We start from the raw sequence: 15536 nt of genomic DNA on the forward strand, positions 1-15536 counted from the left end.
CGGCTGCGGGGAGTCGCTCCACGGCGGGCCGCGACGGGGTGACTAGACTCGGGTGAGCACGGCGAAGGCGGGAGATCAGTGGCGAGCAAGCGGAGTACGGCGGACGTCGATCGGGCGGTGGCGACCGACACCCCGATGGGGCCGACGGGTCGTCCCTACCACGGCTTCCCGACCCCGCCGAAGCTCGACGGACACGGTCCCGCACGCATCATCTCGCTGTGCAACCAGAAGGGCGGCGTCGGCAAGACGACGACCACCATCAACCTGGCCGCCGGCCTCGCGTCTTACGGGCGTCGGGTGCTCGCGGTCGACTTCGACCCGCAGGGCGCTCTCTCGGCCGGACTCGGCGTGCAGACGCACGAGACGGCGACGATCTACGACCTCCTCCTCGACCCGAAGCGGGACCCGAACGAGGTCATCGTCTCGACGTCGGTCGAAGGCCTCGACATCCTGCCCGCCAACATCGACCTGTCGGCGGCCGAGGTGCACCTCGTCAACGAGGTCGCCCGCGAGACGATCCTGGCCCGCGTGCTCCGCAAGGTCGCCGGCGACTACGACGTCATCCTCATCGACTGCCAGCCCTCGCTCGGCCTGCTCACCGTCAACGCGCTGACCGCGAGCCACGGTGTGCTGATCCCGCTCGAGTGCGAGTTCTTCGCTCTCCGCGGCGTCGCCCTCCTCATCGAGACGATCGACAAGGTGCGCGACCGGCTGAACCCGGCGATCACGCTCGACGGCGTGCTCGCCACGATGTACGACCCGCGCACGCTGCATTCCCGCGAGGTCCTCGAGCGCGTCGTCGACGCCTTCGGTGACGACGTGCTCGAGACGGTCATCGGTCGTACGGTGAAGTTCCCCGACGCGTCCGTCGCGGGCGTGCCGATCACGAAGTTCGCTCCCGAGCACTCCGCTGCCCAGGCGTACCTGCGCCTCGCGCGGGAGCTGGTCTCCCGTGGCGCCGTCGCCTGACGAAGGCCCCGACGCCGCCGCTGAGCCTTCCCAGGCCGAGTCGACCGAGGCCGCGGGCGATCGTTTCCGCGTCTCGCTGGGCAACTTCGACGGCCCGTTCGACCTGCTCCTGACGCTGATCTCCAAGCACGAACTCGACATCACCGAAGTCTCGCTCAGCAAGGTGACCGACGAGTTCATCTCGTACCTGAAGGGTCTCGACGACGATGCCGATCTCGACCAGGCATCCGAGTTCCTCGTGGTCGCAGCCACCCTGCTCGACATGAAGGTCGCGGGGCTGCTGCCGCAGGGGGAGCTGGTGGATGCCGAATCCGTGGCCCTGCTCGAGGCGCGCGACCTGCTCTTCGCCCGCCTGCTGCAGTATCGCGCGTTCAAAGAGGTGTCCACGTGGTTCGCGCGGTGCCTGGAGCGCGAGGGCAAGCGTCACATGCGGGCCGTCCGGCTGGATGAGAAGCACCGGCGAGCCGTTCCCGAGCTCGTCTGGACGCTGTCGCCGGACGACTTCGCCGCGATCGCGATGCTCGCCTTCGCACCGAAGGAGATCCCGCACGTCGGGCTCGACCACCTGCATGCTCCGCTCGTCTCGATCCGGGAACAGGCCGCCATCGTCGTGACGCTGCTGCGGGATGCCGGTCAGCTCAACTTCCGCGAGCTCGTCGCCGGTGTCACGCAGACCGGCGTCGTCGTGGCCCGCTTCATCGCCGTCCTCGAGCTGTACCGCCACGCCGCGCTGTCGTTCGAGCAGCTCGAGCCGCTGGGGGAGCTGACCCTGCGATGGACCGCCGACCGGTGGTCTGAAGAGAACCTCGCGACGTTGGGAGCCGACTATGACCGATGACACCACCGAGATCGAGGCGCCCCCGCGTTCGCAGGACGCCGGGGACATCGCTCGCCGCCTCGAGGCGATTCTGATGATCATCGACGAGCCGCAGAGCCTCGTCTCGCTCGCCGCCGCCGTCGGCGCCCCTGTCGCCGCCGTCCGTCGCGCCGTCGACGAGCTCGTCGCCGACTACGACGGGGAGCGTTCCGGGCCGCGGCGCGGGTTCGAGCTGCGCGAGGTCGGCGGGGGATGGCGCTTCTACGTTCGCGACGAGCACGACGACCTCGTGGCCGAGTTCGTCAACGGGCAGGCGCCGTCGCGGCTGTCGCAGGCCGCGCTCGAGACGCTCGCCGTCATCGCCTACAAGCAGCCGGTGTCGCGCAGTCAGGTCGCGTCGATCCGCGCCGTGAACGTCGACTCGGTGGTCCGGACACTCCTCGCCCGCGGTCTCATCACCGAAGCGTTCACCGACCCCGAGACCGGGGCCATCAACTACCGCACCACCGACGCGCTGCTCGGCCACCTGGGGATCAACTCCCTCGACGAGCTGCCCCCCATCTCCCCGCTGCTGGATGACGGCTCCGCGGGATTCGAAGGAGAGACCATCCGATGAACGACCAGTCCGACGAGAACCGGGTCCGGCTGCAGAAGGTCCTCGCGAACGCGGGAGTCGCCTCGCGCCGCGTCTGCGAGCAGTACATCGTCGAGGGCCGCGTGCGGGTGAACGGCGTCGTGGTCACCGAGCTCGGATCGCGGATCGACCCGGAGACCGATCAGGTCGACGTCGACGGCACCGCGATCCAGCTCGACACCAGCAAGCGGTACGTGATCCTCAACAAGCCCACGGGCGTCGTGTCGTCGATGAAGGACGACCAGGGTCGACCCGACTTGCGACGCTTCACGAAGGACTGGCCCGAGCGCCTCTACAACGTGGGGCGGTTGGATGCCGAGACGAGCGGCCTCCTCGTCCTCACCAACGACGGGGAACTCGCCCACGTGCTCGCGCACCCGTCGTTCGGGGTCACCAAGGTGTACATCGCGAAGGTGTCGGGTCGCGTGCTGCCGCAAACCATCGCGCAGCTCACTAAGGGCATCGAGCTGGAGGACGGCCCGATCGCGGCCGACAAGGCGCGGCTGCTCGACGCGAGCGGCGACACGAGTCTCGTCGAGCTGACGCTGCACTCGGGACGCAACCGCATCGTCCGCCGCATGATGGCGGCGGTCGGCCACCCCGTCGAAGAGCTGGTCCGCCGCCAGTTCGGGCCGCTCCACCTGGGCACGCTCCCAGCGGGTCGGGCACGCGAATTGACTACAGTGGAACGCGGTGCGCTGTTGACTCTCGCGCGCCAGGCGGAGACCCCGCCCGGGGATCCCACTCAGGAGCAGTTGTGACCGACGCCATCGACGCGCGCGCCCGCGCCGTCCGTACGAGCGGACTCGTCCGCATCGTCGGCGCAGGCCTGCTCGGTTCGAGCATCGGCCATGCGCTGCGCGCGCTCGGTGTCGACGTCGTCCTGGCCGACGCGTCGCCCGCCCAGCTCCGCCTGGCGGTCGACTACGGCGCGGGGCGCGTGGCCCGGGACGACGATCGGCCGAGCCTCATCGTGGTCGCCGTCCCGCCGGATGTCACCGCCGATGTCATCGAACGTGAACTCGGTGCCTTCCCGGATGCCGTCGTCACGGACGTCGCGAGCGTCAAGCTCGAGCCGCTCCTGGCGCTGCGTGAGCGCGGAGTCGACCTGTCGCGCTACATCGGGTCCCACCCGATGGCCGGTCGCGAACGTGGCGGAGCCATCTCGGCGCGTGCCGACATCTTCTTCGGACGACCGTGGGTGATCTGCCGCGACGAGGAGACCTCGGCGCGGGACCTCGCCGTCGTGGAGGGCCTCGCCCTCGATCTCGGCGCCAGCCTCGTCGAGATGACCCCCGAGGAGCACGACCGCTCTGTGGCTCTCGTCTCGCACGTGCCGCAGCTCGTGGCATCCCTCCTCGCAGGACGCTTCGTCGCCGCCGAGGACGCGTCGCTGCGCCTCGCCGGGCAGGGCGTCCGCGACACGACCCGCATCGCTGCGTCCGCCCCCGAGTTGTGGGTGCAGATCCTGGGCGCGAACGCGGAGCCCGTCGTCGACGTGCTCGACGCCCTCGCGGCCGACCTGACCACCGTCGCCGGCGCTCTCCGCGCCCCGGACGCCCCCGGTTCGCGTCGCGCCGTCGCCGACACGATCCGGCGCGGCAACGAAGGCGTCGAGCGACTGCCCGGCAAGCACGGACAGAATCGCCGGTTCGAGACGGTGGTCGTCATGGTCGACGACACCCCCGGCCAGTTGGGGCGCCTGTTCGGCGACCTCGGTGAGCTGAGCGTCAACGTCGAGGACTTCCGGCTCGAGCACTCCCCGGGGGCCCAGTTCGGCCTCGGCGAGATCAGCGTCGTCCCCTCCGCCGTGACCATCGCCACCGACGGCCTCTCGGCGCGCGGCTGGAAGATTGCGAGCCTCAATGACTGACCCGATCACGATCGCCATAGACGGCCCCGCAGGCAGTGGCAAGTCGAGCGTGTCGAAGGAAGCTGCCCGACGTCTCGGGTTCGGCTACCTCGACACCGGTGCCGCGTACCGCGCCCTGGCCTGGCACGTCCTCGACCACGGCGCCGACACGTCCGACGCCTCGGCCGTCGTCGACGCCGCCGGCGACTTCGACTACGCCATCTCGCTCGACCCCGACGAGTACTGGGTGCGGGTGGGGGAGACCTCGGTCACCGAAGCGATCCGCGAGCCCCGGGTCAGCTCAGCCGTGAGCGGCGTGGCGCGCGTGCCGGTGATCCGCGAGCAGGTCAACGTGCTGTTCCGTCGCCTCGTGGCCGAGTCCGGTCGCCCCGGCGTCATCGTCGAGGGCCGCGACATCACGACGGTCGTCGCCCCGGATGCCCCGGTGCGGATCCTGCTGACCGCCGCCCCCGAGGTGCGCGCCGCGCGGCGCAGCGCTGAATTGACCACTGAGGATGCCGCGGCTGTCGCCGCCGCGCTGCACAAGCGTGACGCATCCGACTCCCAGGTCGTCGACTTCCTCACCGCCGCCCCCGGCGTGACGGTCGTCGACTCGACCGACCTGGATTTCGCACAGACCGTCGACGCCGTCCTGGACGTCGTGCGGTCGGGAACGGAAGGCTCGCGATGAGCGCCGAAGACGACTACGAATACGAAGGCGGGCCCGACCAGCTCGAGGAGAAGCTCGCGAACCTCGACGAGGACCTCGCCGAGCAGCGCGCTGCCGCGCTCCGCGCTTCGCTCGCCGATTACGAGCTCGACGAGGACGACGACGACCTGCTCGCGGGATTCACCGCCGGCGGCGAGGTCGTCGAGATGCTGCCGGCCCTGCCGGTCGTCGCGATCGTCGGACGGCCGAACGTCGGCAAGTCCGCCCTCGTCAACCGCATCCTCGGCCGCCGCGAGGCCGTCGTCGAGGACACCCCCGGTGTCACCCGCGACCGCGTGAGCTACAAGGCCGAGTGGATGGACCGTCGCTTCACGCTTGTCGACACCGGCGGGTGGGAGCACGACGCCAAGGGCATCGACCGTTCCGTCGCAGCCCAGGCCGAGATCGCGATCGAGCTGTGCGACGTCGTGATGTTCGTCGTCGACGCCATGGTCGGCGCGACGGCGACCGACGAGCAGGTCGTCCGCATGCTCCGCAAGACCGATAAGCCGGTCTTCCTCGTCGCCAACAAGATCGACGACGCCCGTCAGGAACCCGAAGCCGCGGCGCTGTGGAACCTGGGCCTCGGCGAGCCGCACCCGGTCTCCGCCATCCACGGCCGCGGCGTCGCCGACCTGCTCGACGAGATCATGAAGGTGCTGCCCGAGGTCTCGGCCGTCGCGAAGAACGAGCTCGGCGGACCCCGCCGCGTCGCGATCCTCGGCCGCCCGAACGTCGGCAAGTCGTCGCTGCTGAACAAGGCCGCGGGCGAGGAGCGCGTCGTCGTCAACGACCTCGCCGGCACCACCCGCGACCCGGTCGACGAGGTCGTCGAGCTCGGCGGCAAGCTGTGGCGTCTGGTCGACACCGCAGGCATCCGTCGTCGCGTGCACCTGCAGCAGGGCGCCGACTTCTACGCGTCGCTCCGCACCAGCGCGGCCCTCGAGAAGGCCGAGGTCGCCGTCGTCGTGCTCGACGTGACCGAATCCATCAGCGTGCAGGACCTCAACATCATCGACCTGGTGCTCGAGTCCGGCCGTGCGCTCGTCCTCGCGTTCAACAAGTGGGACCGCCTGAACGACGACGACATGGACAACGCCGACCGTCGCCGGTACCTCGAGCGCGAGATCGAGCAGGACCTCGCGCACGTCACGTGGGCGCCGCGCGTGAACCTCTCGGCCCGCACCGGCCGTCACCTCGACAAGCTCGTCCCGGCGCTCGAGACGGCGCTGGAATCGTGGGATCAGCGCATCCCGACCGGCAAGTTCAACGCGTTCCTCGCCGAACTCATCGCCGAGCACCCGCACCCGCTCCGCGGCGGCAAGCAGCCCCGCATCCTGTTCGGGACCCAGGCGTCGACGCGTCCGCCGACATTCGTGCTGTTCACGACCGGGTTCCTCGACCCCGGGTACCGCCGGTTCATCCAGCGGCGCCTGCGCGAGATCTTCGGGTTCGCGGGCACCCCGATCGTGACGAACATGCGCGTGCGCGAGCGTCGCCAGCGCTGACGCCCGCCCGCCGTCGCTTCGAGAGGAGATGACGGTTCGCGAGGAGGCATCCGGTCGATCCGGTCCTCGCGAACCGTCATCTCCTTCGTTGTCTGCAGGCAGGCTGGGGATCTGTTCCGTGACATGACGGATGCCGCGCCTCGCCGCCGAGCGCGTGAGAGGCTGATCGCATGAGGATCGAGGAACCGTCGAGCGGGCCGCCGCGCCCCTCCGGTCCTCGCGATCCGGGCGATGCATGGGTGGTGACCGACGCCGGTGAGCGCTACTGGGGCCGGTTCGGTGCCGCTGGCCTGCTCGCGCACGATGCCGCGCGCGGCGTCCTGCTGCAGCACCGTGTTTCGTGGAGTCACCACGGCGGCACGTGGGGCATCCCCGGAGGTGCGCGGCACCAGGGCGAGAGCGCCACGGATGCCGCGATCCGCGAATCGCACGAAGAGGCGGGCGTTCCCGTCGCAGCCCTCCGGCCGAAGTTCACGAGCTTCCTCGACCTCGGCGTGTGGTCGTACACAACGCTCGTCGCCGACGTCGTCGACCCGTTCGAGCCGGTGATCGCGGATCCCGAGAGCTACGCACTGGAGTGGGTACCGCTCGACGAGGTCGACGCGCTGCCCCTGCATCCCGGTTTCGCGGACGCGTGGCCGGCGCTGCGCGACCTGCTCGCGGTCCGACTCACCGTGCTCGTCGACGCCGCGAACGTCGTCGGCTCGGTTCCCGACGGATGGTGGCGCGACCGGGCCGGTGCCGCGTCGAGGTTGCTCGAGCGGCTTCAGGGTCTGCCGCGCCTGGGCCTGGCGGCTTCTGAGCTGTCGCTCCCCGGCGACACCTGGTACCCGGATGTCGTCGCCGTGCTCGAGGGCGAGGCGCGCGCCGCCGCGGATCCGGCCGGCTCCGTCGGAGTGGTGCGAGCGGATGCCGCGGGTGACGACACGCTCGTCGCCGAGGCGCGGCGGCGCGTCGGCGACGGGGAGCGAGTCCTGCTCGTGACCAGCGACCGCGCGCTCGGCGAGCGGGCGGTCGCGGTGGGTGCGGAGGTCCGTGGGGTGTCGTGGCTGCGCGACCGGGTGTGAAGCGACGGCTGCTCGGCGTCGCCGTCGCTCTGGCGGCGGTGGCCTGCGGACTGGCCGTGCACCTCGGGGCGGCGGACACCGCGGCATCCGACATCGCCGGCGATGCGTTCTACGTCGTCGCGGTGTGGGGCGGGCTCGTGGCGCTGTTCCCTCGATTGTCATCGTGGCTGACCGGCGCGATCGTCGTCGCGTGGTCGGCCGGCGTCGAACTGTTCCAGCTCACGGGGCTGCCGGTCGCGTGGGCGGGGGAGTGGCCGCCGATCGTCCTCGTGTTCGGGACCGTCTTCGACGCCCGCGACCTGCTCGTGTACGCGGTGACGGGTGCCGTCCTCGCCACGACGGATGCCGCGGTCCGTCGCGCGCTCGGGCGCCGGGCGGTGTCAGCGGCCGCGTAGCCGTTCGATGTCGCGGCGTTCGCGCTTGGTGGGTCGACCGGCGCCGCGGTCGCGGACCGCGATCCGTGCGACGGGTTCGCGTTCGGGCGTCCGGTCCTCGGCGGCGACGGCGGCCATCGGAGCGCCGACGCGTTTGGTGAGCGTCTGGCGCACGACGAGGATGCGGTCGAAACCCGCGATTCGCACGCGCAACTCGTCGCCCGGCTTGACCTGCTGAGCGGCTTTCGCCTTGTCGCCGTTGACCCGGACGTGCCCGGCGCGGCAGGCGGTGGTCGCAGCGGAACGGGTCTTGTAGACGCGGACCGCCCACAGCCAGGAGTCGACACGCACGGCATCCGCCATGTGGTCCTCCTCCCGTCCGGTGGATCCATCGTAAGACGGGTCAGGATGCCGCGAGTCGCCGTTCGACGCGGGTGAACATGGCGTCGTCGAAAGCGACGATGCGCGCCTCGGTCACGGCCGACGGGGTCTCGGTGAGCGTCGTGACGGCGGCATCGACCGCATCATCGAGTGGCCAGCCGTAGATCCCGGCGCTGATGAGCGGGAAGGCGACGGTCGTCGCGCCGAGTTCGTCAGCGACCTCGAGGGCACGACGGTAGCAGGAGGTGAGGAGGCCGCGGTCGCGTTCGCCGGCCGTATGGTTCGGTCCGACGACGTGGATGACCCAGTGTGCGGGCAGGTCGCCGGCGGTCGTCCACCCGGCATCCCCGGTCGCGAGGCCATGCGGGAAGCGGGCGATGCAGTCGGCGAGGATCTCGGGACCGCCCGCGCTGTGGATGGCCCCGTCGACGCCCCCGCCGCCGCGCATGGCGCGGTTGGCGGCGTTCACGACGGCGTCGACCTGCTGGCGGGTGATGTCGCCGCGGACGACGGTGACGCGGCTCATGACAACTCCTTTGCGACGATCGGACGGGCCGCGCCGGGGCGGGCGGTTTCGGTGAAGCCGGCAGCGAGGAAGCTCGAGAGGGTGCCGTGGTAGAGGTCGTTGGCCGAGAAGCGCCCCACGTCAGTGTCGAGCGGGTATCCCTCAACGATGCGAGCGCCGTGCGTGCGGGCATGGTCGACGGCGGCGTCTAAGAGGCGGCTCGCGATGCCCTGGGAGCGGTGCTCCTTGCGGACGACGAAGCAGGTGATCGTCCAGACGGCCGGGTCGTCCATGGGCTCCGGCGACGTCTGGATGTTGCGGGTGCGGGCGAGGCGGGGTTGATCGGGGCGAGGGGCGACCTTCACCCAGCCGGCGGCTACGCCGTCGACGTACGCGATCAGCGCTGACGGGACAGAAGCCGAAAGACCCCGACGCAGCCGCTCACGCCGTTCGTCGACGCTGGTCGCCTCGAAGTCCTTCGGCGCGAGCATCCACCACTGGCACCAGCAGTCGGCGCCGTCGCCGCCTCCGGTCAACGCGTGCTCGGCGTCGGCGAAGCGATTCGCACGCGCCGGTTCGATCGATATCTCGGCCATCCGGGCAGGGTAGCGGCGACATCGGACACGCGGAACCCCGTGGCGGTTCGCGGGCGGCCTCAGGACCGGTTAGGATAGTGGAGTTGTCCGCGAGGGCAACGGACCGGGATGTGGCGCAGCTTGGTAGCGCACTTGACTGGGGGTCAAGGGGTCGCAGGTTCAAATCCTGTCATCCCGACGGTTCGAGGAAGCCTCGGAATCACGCAGAAGATGCGGGTTCCGGGGCTTTCGTCGTTCGTGCCGTACCTACACGCGAATTGACACGATTCATTCTTTCGGATGGATGCCTTGCGCGCGCCTCATCGGTCATGCCAGGATCGGTCGCAACGAGCTGGAATGCGCTTTCCAAAGACGGGAGCGCGTGGGCTCGATGACGTGACATAAGCCCCTCTCGAGGTTGTCGGACCGTTCTCCGCCCATCCGGTGCGGGTCGTCCGGCGCGCCTTCTCGCCGACGACGTCCAGGAGGACCCATGCCCATCCGCCGTCCCCGCTCCGCGCTCGCTCTAGCGTCCGCGGCCGCACTCACCGCGTCGCTCATCGCTGCAGCGCCCGCGGCCGCTGCAGACACCCCCGCGCCGCTCCCCGACGGCGACGTCGTCGCGTTCGACTTCGGGCCTGGCGCCGTCGCCTCCGGCGCGCTCGGCGTGACGTCCGCAACGGCGTTCGACTCAGAGTGGGGGTACGGCTTCTCCACGGCGCCCACATCCGCAGACCCTGATGTCGACCGCGGGGGCGACGACGCCGTGCGGTCCGACTTCGTCGCGGCGCAGGGCGGTACCTTCGAGGTCGACCTCGCGCCGGGTGACTACTCGGTCTCGCTCGTCGCCGGCGATGCGGAGGGCGCAACTGACATCGCGATCACGGCCGAATCGATGGCCAAGGTGCAGCCGACGGCGAAGGCGGCGGGGGAGTACCTCGAGATGGCGTTCCCCATCGCCCTCGTCGACGGGCGCCTGACGCTGCAGATCGCGGGCGGGGCGGCATCCCTCAACGCGCTCACGATCACGCGGCTGCCCGAGCGCACCGCCGGCGCCGTGCCCACGACCTATCTGACGGGGGATTCGACCGTCCAGACCTACGACGCGACGGCGTACGCGCCGCAGGCGGGGTGGGGTCAGATGCTCGAGCGCTTCCTCTCGGACGACGTCGCGGTCAAGAATCACGCGATCGGCGGGCGCTCGTCCAAGAACTTCCTCACGCAGGGCCGCCTCGACGAGGTGCTGCGCGCGATCCGCCCCGGCGACTACCTGTTCGCGCAGTTCGGCCACAACGACGCGACGCAGGGAGTGGACGACCGCTACGCCTCGCCCGCCGACTACAAGGAGTACCTCCGCACGTACGTAGAGGGCGCGCGCCAGCGTGGCGCGACCCCGGTTCTCGTGACGCCCGTCTCCCGCCGGAACTTCGACCCCGAGACGGGGGTTTTCCGCGTGAGTTTCCCCGAGTACGTCGAGAAGATGACCGAGCTCGCCGCGGAGGAGGACGTGCCGCTGGTCGACCTCTCGGCATCCAGCCGCGCCTACCTCGACGAGATCGGCCCCGAAGCGGCCAAGGCCGTCTTCCTGCACGTTGACCCGGGAGTGTTCCCCAACCGGCCCGCCGGAACGGTCGACGACACGCACTTCCAGGAGTACGGCGCCATCCAGATGGCTCGCCTGGTGGCCCAGGGGATCAGCACCCTCGACCTCCCCCTCGCCGACGAGATCACCGACACGGAGCCCCCGGCCGATGCGCCAGCCGCCCCGCAGAAGCTCGTCGCCGGCGCCATCAGCAACGCCGGGGCCACCCTGAAGTGGGACGCCGTGCCGACCGCGGACATCTACAAGGTGTTCCGCCAGGCGGCCGGTGAGGACACCTGGACTCTGGTCGGCACCGTGACTCAGCCCACGACGATCGTGCAGGGTCTCAGCGAAGGTGCGACTGTCCGCTACCGCGTCGTCGCGGTCAATGGTCGCGGCGAATCCGAACCGTCGGCGCCGGTGGAGTTCACCACCAAGCAGGCCGCCTACCGGTTCGACTTCCAGCTCGCCGGCAACCCGCTCGCCGCCGGGTACACCGAGATCACGCCGAACCTCGGGTACACGAAAGACCGCGGGTACGGCTTCACGAACACGCTGCCCGCCAGCGCGGGGCGTGACCGGGGCGCCGCCGAGGGGTCGAACGACCTGATCCGCGACTTCGTCCTCCCGGGCGACAGCTCGACCTTCGCCCTCGACGTCCCGAACGGCACCTACTCGGTCAAGACGTTCTCGGGCGACTGGATCGGGTCGACCCGCACGAGCTTTCGCATCGAGGGGAAGGAAGCGGGAACGGGCAACGCCGGCCGAGGCTCGGTCGCGGCCGTCCTCCGCGGACCCTTCCTCGTCACCGACGGTCAGCTGAACATCGAGGCCTACGGCGCCGCTGCCGGCACGCGTCTGAACGGACTCGAGATCACGCCGATCCTCCTCGGCCCCACGGGGCTGAAGGTGACGGGCGTCGAGGCGGACCCCGCCGCTCCCGAGATCGACCTGGCATGGGATGCCGAATCCGGCCTCACCTGGAACATCTACCGATCGTCCGCCTTCGACACCGCCCCGGCGCTCGTGGGCAGCAGCACCGAGCCGGCGTACACTGACCGGACGGCGCGCGTCGGACTGGACTACAGCTACCACGTGACCGCCGTGGACCGGACGGGCCTCGAATCCGTGCCGTCGGCGAAGGTCGAGACGAGCCTGATCGACCCCGACGTCGACGCCCCCGGCAAGCCCACGGGCCTCGACGCGGTCCGCATCGACCCGCGCGAGGTCGAGCTCGCCTGGGCGGCCGCCGATGACAGCCTCTACTTCCTCGTATTCCGCTCAGAGGTCGAGGGCGAGCGTGGCACCCTCGTCGGCACGACTGACGTCCCGCGCTTCATCGACGACGACGGTGTGCTGACCACGGTGCCGTACTTCTACACGGTCGTTCCGGTCGGCGTGGGCGGTGCCGGTGCGGCATCCGACCCGTACGAGACGGCGGCGCCGACGGTGCTGCAGCGCCAGGCGGAGTACCTCGACCGTGGTGTCGCCGCGGTCCGGACGGGTGACGGCGTGCTCGTGTCGTGGCGGCTGCTGGGCACCGACCCGGCCGACGCAGGTTTCCACGTGTACCGTGACGGCCGGCGCATCACCACGGCGCCGATCACCGCGTCGACCAACCTGCTCGACTCCGATGGGACGGATGCCTCGGAGTACTTCGTCACCCGGTTGAGCGGCTCGGGCGACGAGACCGTAGAGACGACCGAGTCCGATCCGGTGGGTGTGCAGACCGCGGCGTACCGAGCGGTTGCCCTCCAGAAGCCGGCGGACGCCTACACGAAGGACGGTCAGCCCTACTCCTACTCGGCCAACGACACCACCACCGGCGACGTCGACGGTGACGGGCAGTACGAGCTCATCGTCAAGTGGTACCCCTCCAACGCGAAGGACAACTCGCAGGGCGGCTACACCGGCAACGTCTACGTCGATGCCTACCGGCTCGACGGGGAGCGCCTCTGGCGCATCGACCTGGGCGTGAACGTCCGAGCGGGCGCCCACTACACGGACCTCATGGTCTACGACTTCGACGGGGACGGCCGTGCCGAGCTGATCACGCGGACCGCGGACGGCACGGTCGACGGCGCCGGGCGCGTCATCGGCGATGCCGGCGCGGACCACCGCAACAGCTCGGGGTACGTCCTCCAGGGGGCGGAGTTCCTGACGGTCTTCAACGGCCTGACGGGCGAGGCGGTCGACACGATCGACTACATCCCGCAGCGCGGCGACGTCGGATCGTGGGGAGACACCTACGGAAACCGGGTCGACCGGTTCCTCGCGTCCGTCGCCTACCTCGACGGCGAGCACCCGAGCGCGATCTTCAGCCGCGGGTACTACACGCGTGCCGTCGTCGCAGCCGTCGACTTCGACGGCGAGAAGCTGACGACGCGGTGGGTCGCCGATTCGGACGAGGACGGTGCCGAAGCCCTGTACGGGCAGGGCAACCACTCCATGTCGGTGGCCGATGTCGACGGTGACGCGAAGGACGAGATCATCTTCGGCTCTGCCACGATCGACGACGACGGGGAGCTCCTCTATTCGACGGGGCTCGGCCACGGCGACGCGCTGCATGTCGGCGATTTCGACCCGTCGCGACCTGGCCTCGAGGCCTTCGCCGCTCACGAGAACATGGCGGCATCAGGCAACCGCGGCGCGACGTACCGCGACGCGAAGACCGGCGAGGTGCTCTGGAGCATTCCCGCCACCGTCGACACGGGCCGTGCCGCCATGGGAGACATCGACCCGCGGCATCCCGGCGCCGAAGGCTGGGCCGTCGGTGGCGACGCCGCGTGGAACTCCCGGACCGGCACTCTCGTCGCCGCCGACGGCGAGGTCATCGGGGACCGCATCCCGGCGGCGAACTTCCTCGCCTGGTTCGACGGCGACCCGCTGCGCGAGATCGTCGACCACGACTGGGATGCCACGACATCCCAGGGCACGCCCGTGGTCGCGAAGTGGGACTGGGAGGCCGGGGAGCAGAAGACGATCCTCTCGGATGCCGGGGCCCGGTCGAACAACGGCACGAAGGGTACGCCCAACCTCCAGGCCGACCTGTTCGGCGACTGGCGCGAAGAGATCGTGTGGCGCGCGGCGGACTCGTCGGAGCTGCGCATCTACTCGACCTCCGACGAGACCGACATCCGCATCCCGACGCTCATGCACGACATGCAGTACCGGGTCGCTGTCGCCTGGCAGAACACCGGATACAACCAGCCGCCGCACCCGAGCTTCTTCATCGGCGACGGTATGGAGCCGGCTCCGATGCCGCGCATCGCGGTGACGGGCGGTCCCTCGGGCGGTGACGACGAGACCGCTCCGGTGATCTCGGGTCTCCCGAAGAACGGTGCGCTCCTCCCCGACAGCGGCGAGCTCGCGCTCGGGGTGTCGGCGGCAGACCCCGAATCCGGCGTGCGGAACCTCGACGTCGCCCTCGACGGGGAGCCGATCGCGGCCGACGCCGTCATCGATCTGTCGGACAAGGCCGGGGACCACGTGCTGACGGTCCGGGCCGTCAACCACGACGGCCTCGTCGCGACGGCGGAGTCCCGGTTCTCGGTCTACGCCGACGAAGGGGCGACCGCCCGGCCCGGCCGGGGTGCGCTTACGAGCGACAGCGGGTGGGGTGACGGCCTGCGCGACGGATCGTTCACGGTCACCATGAACCTGTGGTGGGGCGTCAACGGCTCCGTGTTCCGGCTGTACGAGAACGGTGAACTCCTCGACACCCGCCTGCTGACCCCGCAGTCGCCGGGGGCGCAGCAGGTCGCGGTGCCGATCGCCGGCCGCTCGAACGGCACGTACGTCTACACGGGCGAGCTGATCAATGCGGCCGGTGTCACCGAGACGACGTCGATCACCGTCACGGTGACGGATGCCGCTCCCGGAACGCCCGTGCTCTCGCACGACAACCACGACCGGGACGGCGCCTACACGGTCACGTCGAACCTGTGGTGGGGGACCAACGCGACCTCGTACGCGCTGTACGAGAACGGGAAGGTCATCGATGAGCAGCAGCTCGCCGCCGCGTCGCCGAATGCGCAGCGCGCCCGCACCGCGGTCACGGGCCGTGCCCCGGGCACGTACGAGTACGTCGTCGAGTACCGCAACGAGGCGGGCGCGACCCGCTCGACTCCGCTGACGGTCGTCGTCCGCTGAGACGGATGCCGCGGGTCGCCCTCGCCGAAGGGGCGACCCGCGGCATCCCGCCCGACATACTGGGGGCATGACGTCGACGTACGAGTACCAGCTCTCCATGTGGGCACCGCAGCGCGAACAGCGTGCCGAGATGGGCGACGTGCTCGAGGCGCCACGGCGCGTCGAGCATTACGCGTACTTCTCGAGGCGCTCCCACGCGCAGGCGGCGGCGAACGATCTCATCGCAGCGGGGTTCGAGGTCGGACGCGCCCGTCACCGTTTCAAGACCGTGCTCCAGGCCACTCGGGACGAGGCGCTCGGCGACGAGCACGTCGCCCGCTTCCTGCGCGAGGTGATCGACATCGTCGAGCGTCACGGCGGCGACTACGACGGCTGGGGCGCCAGCGTCGAGGCGTAGCCGGATTGCTCTGA

The 15536-nt window shown here is 70.3% G+C and carries 14 protein-coding genes and 1 tRNA gene; 12 read left to right on the forward strand and 3 right to left on the reverse strand.

What is annotated here, in order from left to right; translation table 11 throughout:
- The first annotated feature begins 135 nt into the window (after positions 1-135).
- The 9 genes from ABCU91_RS07620 to ABCU91_RS07660 all read left to right on the forward strand — a co-directional run bounded on the left by ABCU91_RS07620 (position 136) and on the right by ABCU91_RS07660 (position 7951).
- The gene (locus tag ABCU91_RS07620) at positions 136-969 is read left to right on the forward strand and encodes a ParA family protein (protein WP_091359460.1); all 834 of its coding nucleotides are present in this window, start codon (positions 136-138) and stop codon (positions 967-969) included.
- Positions 953-1807, forward strand: coding sequence for a segregation and condensation protein A (locus ABCU91_RS07625; protein ID WP_413353308.1), 855 nt, complete (start codon positions 953-955; stop codon positions 1805-1807). Before ABCU91_RS07620 ends, ABCU91_RS07625 begins: the two co-directional genes overlap by 17 nt.
- Complete coding sequence (gene scpB, locus ABCU91_RS07630) at positions 1797-2402, forward strand: SMC-Scp complex subunit ScpB (RefSeq protein ID WP_413353309.1); 606 nt, start codon at positions 1797-1799, stop codon at positions 2400-2402. Before ABCU91_RS07625 ends, scpB begins: the two co-directional genes overlap by 11 nt.
- Positions 2399-3181, forward strand: coding sequence for a pseudouridine synthase (locus ABCU91_RS07635; protein ID WP_133399408.1), 783 nt, complete (start codon positions 2399-2401; stop codon positions 3179-3181). The genes scpB and ABCU91_RS07635 overlap by 4 nt, the downstream gene beginning before the upstream one ends.
- Entirely contained in the window at positions 3178-4293 is a 1116-nt protein-coding gene (locus tag ABCU91_RS07640; RefSeq protein ID WP_406924526.1) for a prephenate dehydrogenase, read from the forward strand. Before ABCU91_RS07635 ends, ABCU91_RS07640 begins: the two co-directional genes overlap by 4 nt.
- Complete coding sequence (gene cmk, locus ABCU91_RS07645) at positions 4286-4963, forward strand: (d)CMP kinase (RefSeq protein ID WP_406924525.1); 678 nt, start codon at positions 4286-4288, stop codon at positions 4961-4963. Before ABCU91_RS07640 ends, cmk begins: the two co-directional genes overlap by 8 nt.
- On the forward strand, positions 4960-6489 hold the full coding sequence (gene der / locus ABCU91_RS07650; protein ID WP_413353310.1) for a ribosome biogenesis GTPase Der: 1530 nt from the start codon (positions 4960-4962) through the stop codon (positions 6487-6489). Before cmk ends, der begins: the two co-directional genes overlap by 4 nt.
- 170 nt (positions 6490-6659) lie before the next feature.
- Entirely contained in the window at positions 6660-7556 is an 897-nt protein-coding gene (locus ABCU91_RS07655; protein WP_413353311.1) for an NUDIX domain-containing protein, read from the forward strand.
- Positions 7535-7951: a DUF2809 domain-containing protein gene (locus ABCU91_RS07660; RefSeq protein ID WP_413353312.1), complete on the forward strand. Its 417-nt coding sequence runs from the start codon at positions 7535-7537 to the stop codon at positions 7949-7951. The genes ABCU91_RS07655 and ABCU91_RS07660 overlap by 22 nt, the downstream gene beginning before the upstream one ends.
- Here ABCU91_RS07660 and ABCU91_RS07665 read toward each other — a convergent pair.
- From ABCU91_RS07665 to ABCU91_RS07675, 3 genes are read right to left on the reverse strand one after another with little or no spacing between them, the layout of a single operon-like run.
- Entirely contained in the window at positions 7937-8293 is a 357-nt protein-coding gene (locus tag ABCU91_RS07665; protein WP_413353313.1) for an RNA-binding S4 domain-containing protein, read from the reverse strand. The two genes, ABCU91_RS07660 and ABCU91_RS07665, sit on opposite strands and share 15 nt — an antisense overlap.
- Before the next feature lie 40 nt (positions 8294-8333).
- Positions 8334-8837, reverse strand: a complete 504-nt coding sequence (locus tag ABCU91_RS07670; RefSeq protein WP_413353314.1) for an O-acetyl-ADP-ribose deacetylase — start codon at positions 8835-8837, stop codon at positions 8334-8336.
- Positions 8834-9412 carry a GNAT family N-acetyltransferase gene (locus ABCU91_RS07675; RefSeq protein WP_413353315.1) on the reverse strand — a complete coding sequence of 193 codons (579 nt, stop codon included), beginning with the start codon at positions 9410-9412 and terminating at the stop codon, positions 8834-8836. Before ABCU91_RS07675 ends, ABCU91_RS07670 begins: the two co-directional genes overlap by 4 nt.
- Before the next feature lie 104 nt (positions 9413-9516).
- On the opposite strand from ABCU91_RS07675, the gene ABCU91_RS07680 reads away from it, so the two are divergent.
- From ABCU91_RS07680 to ABCU91_RS07690, 3 genes are all read left to right on the forward strand, one after another.
- Positions 9517-9590 (forward strand) — tRNA-Pro (locus ABCU91_RS07680).
- A 294-nt stretch (positions 9591-9884) separates the two neighbouring features.
- The gene (locus ABCU91_RS07685) at positions 9885-15125 is read left to right on the forward strand and encodes a GDSL-type esterase/lipase family protein (RefSeq protein ID WP_413353316.1); all 5241 of its coding nucleotides are present in this window, start codon (positions 9885-9887) and stop codon (positions 15123-15125) included.
- Between the two features lie 67 nt (positions 15126-15192).
- Positions 15193-15522, forward strand: a complete 330-nt coding sequence (locus tag ABCU91_RS07690) for a ribonuclease E inhibitor RraB (RefSeq protein ID WP_413353317.1) — start codon at positions 15193-15195, stop codon at positions 15520-15522.
- Positions 15523-15536 lie beyond the last annotated feature (14 nt).

The organism is Microbacterium phoenicis (genome assembly GCF_047302325.1).
Classification (GTDB): Bacteria; Actinomycetota; Actinomycetes; order Actinomycetales; family Microbacteriaceae; genus Microbacterium.